Consider the following 484-nt stretch of genomic DNA (forward strand, 5'->3'; position numbering starts at 1 on the left):
ATATAGAAGGCATCACGACTGGCGACTTTTTCTTCAAAAGGCATAATAAGACGCCCCGCATCTAACTCTGGTTTTGCCAGTATGGTATTACCCAATGCAATTCCCTGCCCCAAAGCCGCCGCTTGTAAAACCAGCATGGAGTGACTAAATACCGGCCCTTGATTCACATTCACCCCCTTAACACCCACGGCCTTTAACCAGTTTTTCCAGGCTTCCCGGCTCATATCGTGCAACAGAATATGATGGCGAAGATCACTTAAACGAGAAAGCGGTCTAGGGCCACTGAACAACGAGGGTGCACATAAGGGCGTTAAGTACTCTGTATGCAGTTTATCCGCTTTTACCCCAGACCAGCGTCCCTTTCCATAGTAGATGGCCACATCCACATCATCGGCCAAAAAACCTTCATCATAATCCACCGCTTTAATACGAACATCGATATCCGGGTGTTCAAGACTAAAGCGACTTATCCGAGGTACTAACC

The 484-nt window shown here is 47.5% G+C and carries 1 protein-coding gene; it reads right to left on the minus strand.

Annotation, left to right across the window (positions count from 1 at the left end; genetic code table 11):
* The coding region (locus tag V5298_RS16675; protein WP_332932579.1) for a LysR substrate-binding domain-containing protein at nt 1-484 on the minus strand (484 nt) is incomplete at both ends.

Source organism: Alteromonas sp. 14N.309.X.WAT.G.H12 (assembly GCF_036697315.1).
Lineage (GTDB): Bacteria > Pseudomonadota > Gammaproteobacteria > Enterobacterales > Alteromonadaceae > Alteromonas.